This window comes from Zhongshania sp. (genome assembly GCF_041623545.1).
Classification (GTDB): Bacteria; Pseudomonadota; Gammaproteobacteria; order Pseudomonadales; family Spongiibacteraceae; genus Spongiibacter.
The window spans coordinates 1-6,288 of the sequence record NZ_JBFJWS010000188.1 but is presented as its reverse complement, the minus strand read 5'-3'; the positions used below and the strand labels follow the sequence as shown (position 1 = coordinate 6,288).

Annotated in this window: 7 protein-coding genes and 1 tRNA gene; 4 read left to right on the top strand and 4 right to left on the bottom strand. The window is 50.0% G+C overall.

Annotated elements, in window-relative coordinates; translation table 11 throughout:
- Nucleotides 1-1,062: ATP-binding protein (locus ABYT30_RS14035; protein WP_373097100.1), on the top strand; the 1,062-nt coding region annotated here is incomplete at its 5' end.
- Between the two features lie 78 nt (nt 1,063-1,140).
- Here ABYT30_RS14035 and ABYT30_RS14030 read toward each other — a convergent pair.
- Together ABYT30_RS14030 and gpt are read right to left on the bottom strand one after the other, a co-directional pair.
- Nucleotides 1,141-1,217 (bottom strand) — tRNA-Arg (locus ABYT30_RS14030).
- Nucleotides 1,218-1,292: 75 nt separating this feature from the next.
- The gene (gpt, locus tag ABYT30_RS14025) at nt 1,293-1,757 is read right to left on the bottom strand and encodes a xanthine phosphoribosyltransferase (protein WP_373078367.1); all 465 of its coding nucleotides are present in this window, start codon (nt 1,755-1,757) and stop codon (nt 1,293-1,295) included.
- A gap of 174 nt (nt 1,758-1,931) precedes the next feature.
- Here gpt and ABYT30_RS14020 point away from each other — a divergent pair, with 174 nt between their 5' ends.
- Nucleotides 1,932-3,293, top strand: a complete 1,362-nt coding sequence (locus ABYT30_RS14020; RefSeq protein WP_373097098.1) for a sigma-54 interaction domain-containing protein — start codon at nt 1,932-1,934, stop codon at nt 3,291-3,293.
- Between the two features lie 10 nt (nt 3,294-3,303).
- On the opposite strand, the gene ABYT30_RS14015 is transcribed toward ABYT30_RS14020, so the two are convergent.
- Complete coding sequence (locus ABYT30_RS14015; protein ID WP_373078363.1) at nt 3,304-3,651, bottom strand: translation initiation factor Sui1; 348 nt, start codon at nt 3,649-3,651, stop codon at nt 3,304-3,306.
- 90 nt (nt 3,652-3,741) lie between these two features.
- Between ABYT30_RS14015 and ABYT30_RS14010 the strand changes: the two genes are divergently transcribed.
- On the top strand, nt 3,742-3,963 hold the full coding sequence (locus ABYT30_RS14010) for a SlyX family protein (protein ID WP_373078361.1): 222 nt from the start codon (nt 3,742-3,744) through the stop codon (nt 3,961-3,963).
- Nucleotides 3,964-4,038: 75 nt separating this feature from the next.
- Here ABYT30_RS14010 and ABYT30_RS14005 read toward each other — a convergent pair whose 3' ends face one another.
- Nucleotides 4,039-4,299: a cold-shock protein gene (locus ABYT30_RS14005; RefSeq protein ID WP_373078450.1), complete on the bottom strand. Its 261-nt coding sequence runs from the start codon at nt 4,297-4,299 to the stop codon at nt 4,039-4,041.
- A gap of 537 nt (nt 4,300-4,836) precedes the next feature.
- Here ABYT30_RS14005 and ABYT30_RS14000 point away from each other — a divergent pair.
- A partial coding sequence (locus tag ABYT30_RS14000; RefSeq protein ID WP_373097097.1) for a PAS domain-containing protein occupies nt 4,837-6,288 on the top strand: 1,452 nt, incomplete at its 3' end.

Below are 6,288 nucleotides of genomic sequence, written 5' to 3'. Positions count from 1 at the left end.
GCCTCAATATTGTCCCTATTTTTACAGCGACTGATTTCCAACCCGATATTGGCGTTGTTGGAAACGACTAAAAAAGTATCCCTCGCCGGGGATTATTCACAGCGCGCAGTGCCAACTGGAAAAGATGAAATTGGTGAACTGATTTCAGGTTTTAATAATATGTTGGCGCAAATTGAGAGTCGCGATCTTGCTCTTGAGGCAACAAGGGGGGAGCTCGAACTCAGGATTGAACAAGCAGATAAGGCTAACGTCGAGCTTGAGCAGGCACTTAAACGTCTGAAAGAAACCCAAGACCAATTAGTGAACAATGAAAAAATGGCGTCACTGGGTGGCTTAGTGGCAGGAGTTGCTCACGAAATAAATACTCCTGTGGGTGTGGGCGTTACCGCTGCCAGTACTTTGCGCGAAGACACCAAGGCGACAACGGTTCTTTATGAAACAGGCGAATTAACAAACACTGCACTGAAACGGTATTTTGGGACGTGCATGCAGGCAACCGAGATTATATTGGGGAATTTGCAGCGCGCGGCGGATCTCATTCACAGTTTTAAACAAGTTGCGGTTGATCAAACGAGCAGTGAGTACCGCATGTTTGAGTTAAAACGCTATATCGACGAGACGCTATTGAGTTTAAAGCCAAAGCTGCGCAATACCGAACTCGCTGTGGAGGTAGACTGCGACCCCAACTTGGCAATCAACTCTGTACCTGGCGCAATGTCTCAAATCATTACCAATCTGGTTATGAACTCTGTACAGCACGCGTATGATGATGGTGAAAAGGGCCATTTGCGGATTGTGGTTGAGGAGCAGCCGGACAAAATCCTTATCCATTACAGCGACGATGGCAAAGGGATGCCGCCAGAAGTTGTTAAGAAGGTTTTTGATCCCTTTTTTACCACCCGTCGCGGTTCCGGTGGCAGCGGATTAGGAATGCATATTGTCTACAACTTAGTCACCCAGCAGTTAAAGGGTACGGTGAATGTATTTAGCAAGGTCGGCGAGGGGAGCTCGGTTGAAATTATTTTCCCCAAGAAAGTCGCCCAAGAATGTGGCGGGGAGTAATAGGCTTACTCGCAGGAACCGGTATGGCTGATATGGGGTTTGCCGGTACGAGCTAGTTTGTATGAAATAGTGCAGAAATGGTGTCCCCGACAGGATTTGAACCTGTGACCTGCCCCTTAGGAGGGGGCCGCGCTATCCAGCTGTGCCACGGGGACATCAAGTGCGATCTACATGGGTAGTTACCGCGCGGCAGATTCTATAGTGATTGCCAGTCAGAATCAAAAAAAGCCTTATTTTACCAGCGGTTCGCTATAGCTTGGCTCGCTGTCCCAGGGGAAATGAATCCAAGTCTCTTGCGCAAATTCCCGCACATAGTGCTCTGTCAGTGCCATGGCCTGCGGCTTTGCGTAGATCGTTACAAAGCACGCTTTAGGGAGAAGCTCTTTGGCAATTTTGGCGGTACCGCCAGTGTCCACTAAGTCATCGACCAGCAAATAGCCATCACCGTCGCCGTCGACTGTTTTAAGAATATTGATTTTGCCTTGCTGGTCGTGGTCATAGCTGGCAATACACAGGGTGTCGACGACGCGTAAATTCAGCTCTCTTGCTAATATAGCGCCGGGAACTAGGCCGCCCCGCGCGATGCTGATAATACCTTTCCATGGTCGATCAGTGAGCTTGCGCGCGAGGTTGCGGGTGTCACGGTGTAGCTCATCCCAACTTAAATAGTAAACGGGGATATTGGAGTCCGGCATGATCATGACCTTTGTGCTGTCGGCAAAGGTGGCAGATTGTGCCGGATGGTGAGGGCTATCGCAATACCTCTACTTAGCGGAATAAATACAGCGTGTCGAAAATTTGACGGTAATAAATGAACTTAATTAAATTTGTGCGTATAGTCAAAAAAATGACTTATTTCGGGCCTTTCGATGCAAAGCCAATTAAAGCTGTTAATCCTCACGTCGCGAAATGTGGAACAACGCCTGTGTGCGGTGTTGTCCGCCCTTGGCGAGTCAGAAATCAGTAGCGATTACCGCTCAGCTGATCCCCGTGAATTGCATGGGGTGTTCTGTGGAGACTTAAGCACGGAGCAGCACAAGTGGTTGTCACAACCGGAGGCGAGTCACTTGCCACGGGTTACTGTTACTCCGTCCTTGGTGGGTGCGTTTGAGCCTGCAGGTGACGGCGGTTTGATTTTGTCCGAAGACTGTTTTTATCTCGATGTTTTAGAAGTTTTATATCGTCTGAAATCGCGGCGCTTGGTATCTCGGGAACAGCTTGCCGATTCCGCTTTAAATGACGAGGTTGTGGGCTGCAGTGTGGCGATTAGCGAGCTGCGTCGTTTAACACGGCAGGTCGCGGATAAGACGGTAACGGTGTTGATTACTGGTCCCTCCGGTGCGGGAAAGGAGCTTGTTGCACGGAGCTTGCACAATCAGTCGCGCCGGTGTGACGCGCCGTTTGTGCCGATTAATTGTGGCGCTATTCCTCGCGAGCTATTAGAAAGCGAACTCTTCGGTCATGAACGCGGTGCGTTTACCGGCGCTATTTCCAGTCGAGCGGGACGTTTTGAACTTGCGGAGGGCGGCACCTTGTTTCTGGATGAAATTGGCGACATGCCCTTGGATATGCAAGTTAAAATCTTGCGCGTGCTGCAAGAACGGCAGTTTCAGCGGGTGGGTTCTGAGAAAACCCGTGTTGCGGATGTGCGGATAATTGCTGCGACCCATCGCAACTTAGAGGCAATGATTGCCGCTGGCGAGTTTCGTGAAGATCTGTATTATCGCCTGAATGTATTTCCTTTATCGGTGCCCCCCTTGGCCGCGCGGACTGAAGATATCCCCGACTTAGTGCGAGTACTGAGTCGTCAATTGGAGGCAGATGGCTTAGGACGCTTGCGGCTAGGACGTTCGGCTGTAGAGGCACTGCGCCAGCATCACTGGCCAGGTAATATTCGTGAGCTGGCGAATTTGCTGGAGCGTCTCGCTATTATGTATCCAGATCGCGTGGTGGGGCTTGGGGATTTACCTGAAAATTATCAATATGGGTCGGAAGCTTGGCGGGAATCGCTGCCCCCCGTGGCTCAGGGAGCCCGCCAGAAAGCCCATCTAGGCACTGAGTTGCCAGTTGAAGGGTTCGATATGAAAGCGCAGTTACAAGCGCTGGAGCAGGCTTGGATAGAGCAGGCTTTGGCGGTGCACGACGGTGTGGTAAGCAAGGCGGCTCAGCACTTGGGCCTACGCCGCACGACCTTGATCGAAAAAATCCGTAAATTGGGTATCCAAGCTTAGATTTTAAGTACTAGCCACCTGAGAGTTTGACTGTATAGCCCTTGGCTTCTAACAGGGCTTTTAGGGCTTGGCGATGGTCGCCCTGAAACTCCATTTCGCCATCTTTAATGGCGCCACCGGTGCTGAGCTTTTGCCGTAACTCCTTAGCGAGGTTTTTTAGTGCGGAGTCATCTAATTGCACGCCATTGACTATGCTTACACCTTTGCCTTTTCGGCCTTTGGTTTCGCGACGAATACGGGCGATACCATCGCCTTGTATAGCTGATGCGCTGCGGGTTTTACACTGGCATTCGCCACTGGGTTGCTGGCAATCAGGGCAGAGGCGACCTTGATCCGTGGAATATACAAGTCTTGGCACGATTTTCTCCTTTTTCACGCTGCGCTGATTATAATGGCTGCGCGCTGCTTTGGCGTGTTTCTCGTAAAATCAATCAGTGGAGTGTGGACAATGGTCAGCGATGTTTCTGCCCAATTAATAGAGCTGCAAAGTCAGTTTGCCTTTCAGGAGGATTTGCTTGCAGCCTTGAATGAGCGAGTGGTTGCCCAAGACCGTGAATTGCAGGCCATGCGTAGCGCAATTGCGCAGCTTAGTGACCAGATCCGCCAGCAAAGCATGGTGTCTGAGGGGAGTACTTCGGCAGCTGAATTAGACAGGCCACCCCATTATTGATTGTTAAGTGGTCTTTCCGCTTGGTTTAAGTGCCAAAAACTTCGGGGCCTTGGCCCCGAAGTTTTTGGCAGAGGCTTATTTAACAACAGAAACTTCTTCAGCTTGAGGGCCTTTGTCGCCTTCGCTCAGGACAAATTCGACTAATTGCCCTTCGTTTAAGCTGCGACGACCGCGGCCTTGGCCGCGAATTGACCGAAAGTGGACAAAAACATCGCCGCCAGCATCACGTGTTATAAACCCGTAGCCTTTGCTAACGTTGAACCATTTAACCGTGCCGCGTTCGCGCTGACTTTTGAATTTGTCCGCTAAGCTAGGCAGGGAAGGCGATAGCAGCATGGCGAGCGCAATGGCAACACAAATAACCGCTGCAGGTACAATTTTGAAGGTGTCTAGTCCTAGGAGCTGAAGTGCCCAAAGGCTGGAAAAACTTAAGATGGCAAGTAAAATAATTCTAATTATCAATAACATATAAATCCAAATATAGCTGAGATGAAATGGCGCAATTGCTGTTGATGGGCTAATCAAGTGTAAACCCGGCGCGAATAATAGCATTTCTGCGGGCAAACGTCGCGGGCTCGTGCGGACCCATAATTGGCTTGGGTTATTAAGGCTAACTTGGCCGCTCAATAAGCCTCGATATTGTGTACTTCCCCACTGCGTAGGCTACGCTGAATAAAGGTGTCATCGGTTCCGCACACCGTGGTTTAGTGGAAATTACGCATAGAGGCAGACGCAGCTTGCGGGCATCCTTGTAGAGTTAAATACGCTAGGGGTAAATTTGTGCGCGATTGGGTGAAATCTACGGAGGGATTGGATAGCGAAAAGCGGAATCGCCTCATCCTAAATATAGCTATTGTAAGCCTATTTTCATTAATGGTACTCATCACGGTGACCGAGGCCATTCAACTCATCGATGCTTCGGCTAAGGTTGAAAACGCAACGACAGTCGTCGCGCGAATCCATTCCCAGGAAGACGGCTTATTCGCCCTAGACGCGCTGACGAGCCGCGGTCTTATCATTACGGAGTTTATGGATGCTTTAGCGGCTGGCGATTTGTTTGTTGCTGATAGTATCCGCACGCGATTAATCTCCGCCCGTCAGTTGTTGCTCAGCGAAGGCATGATGGGGCTTCCAAAAGACACTAGAATTGATCTTTCGCGACTGCTTGGGATCTACGCAAACTTTGAGCTAAGTACGTATAGTCATAATAACGCAGAGGGGGCGGCGTTTAATTTAATTCCCCTAAACGCCGAAGTGGATACCAAAACCTTAATTGCTGATTTGCAAAGTTTGCGGGCTTATCAGAAAAATTGGATGACTGAGTTAGCCGGCCAGGCTTTGGGTTCGCGACGCTTAAATTATACCCAGTCTTTTCTCGTTATTCTTATGATTTCCCTTGGGTTCATCCCCTTGTGTTGCGGCATTATTACCTCTAGGTACTTCGCAAGAGAGCATCAGCAACTCCTAAATACACGGGAATATTTTAATCGCCTCATCAGCAGTTTGCCGGGTATGGTTTTATTAACCGATCGCAGTGGCGCTATTATTGGGGCGAGTAAGGCGGTAACTGAGTTCCTAGGGCACTCTGAAGATTGGTATGTGGGGGCCACTGTTGCGCAAATTTTGCCAAAGCGCTTCCGTCAGCAATATCAACTGTACAGTCAAAATCACCTTAAATTGAAAGGCACGATGGTGAAGGGGCGCGAGCTTTTGCTTTTGAGTGCTGATGATCGAGAGTTGCCGGTTGAATTGCATTTTGGCGATTTTGCGACCCTTGACGGTGACGTGCTTGTGGTGTGTTTTAGTGATGTAAGGGAGCGGCGCGCCTTGTATCAGCGTTACCAGCGCGTGCAGCGTCGCTTTGACATGGCGATGACAGCATCTCGAGATGGCTTGTGGGATTGGGATCTGAGCACAAATGAAGTTTTATTTAGTGCGTCCTGGTTGGAGATGATGGGTATTTTGGGTGGCCACCCGCTAAACGGCCTAGTGGTGTTTGAAGATTGTGTGTTACCGGAAGATCGACCACGGGTGAAGCGTGAACTCGAAGCGTTTTTTAGGGGTAAAGACCTGTTATTTCGCACCGAGCATCGTTTACGTCGTCGCGATGGTGGTATTTGCGATGTGGTTAGCCGAGCATGTGCGCAGCGCGACAGCAGCGGTAAAGTGGTACGCATGGTCGGCGTGCATTCCGATGTGACTTCATTTAAAGAGGTTGAGCGCGAGGTACTGCGCTTGAACCGTAATTTGGAAGATCGCGTGCGTCTGCGCACTCAGCAATTAGAAAACGCCCTGGTCAGCGCGGAGGCGGCCAATAGCGCGAAG

Coding starts and splice junctions, on each gene's coding strand:
- gpt (WP_373078367.1), bottom strand. CDS start 1,757: ATGCCGGACTCCAATATCCCCGTTTACTATTTAAGTTGGGATGAGCTA.
- ABYT30_RS14020 (WP_373097098.1), top strand. CDS start 1,932: ATGCAAAGCCAATTAAAGCTGTTAATCCTCACGTCGCGAAATGTGGAA.
- ABYT30_RS14010 (WP_373078361.1), top strand. CDS start 3,742: ATGGTCAGCGATGTTTCTGCCCAATTAATAGAGCTGCAAAGTCAGTTT.
- ABYT30_RS14005 (WP_373078450.1), bottom strand. CDS start 4,299: ATGCTGCTATCGCCTTCCCTGCCTAGCTTAGCGGACAAATTCAAAAGT.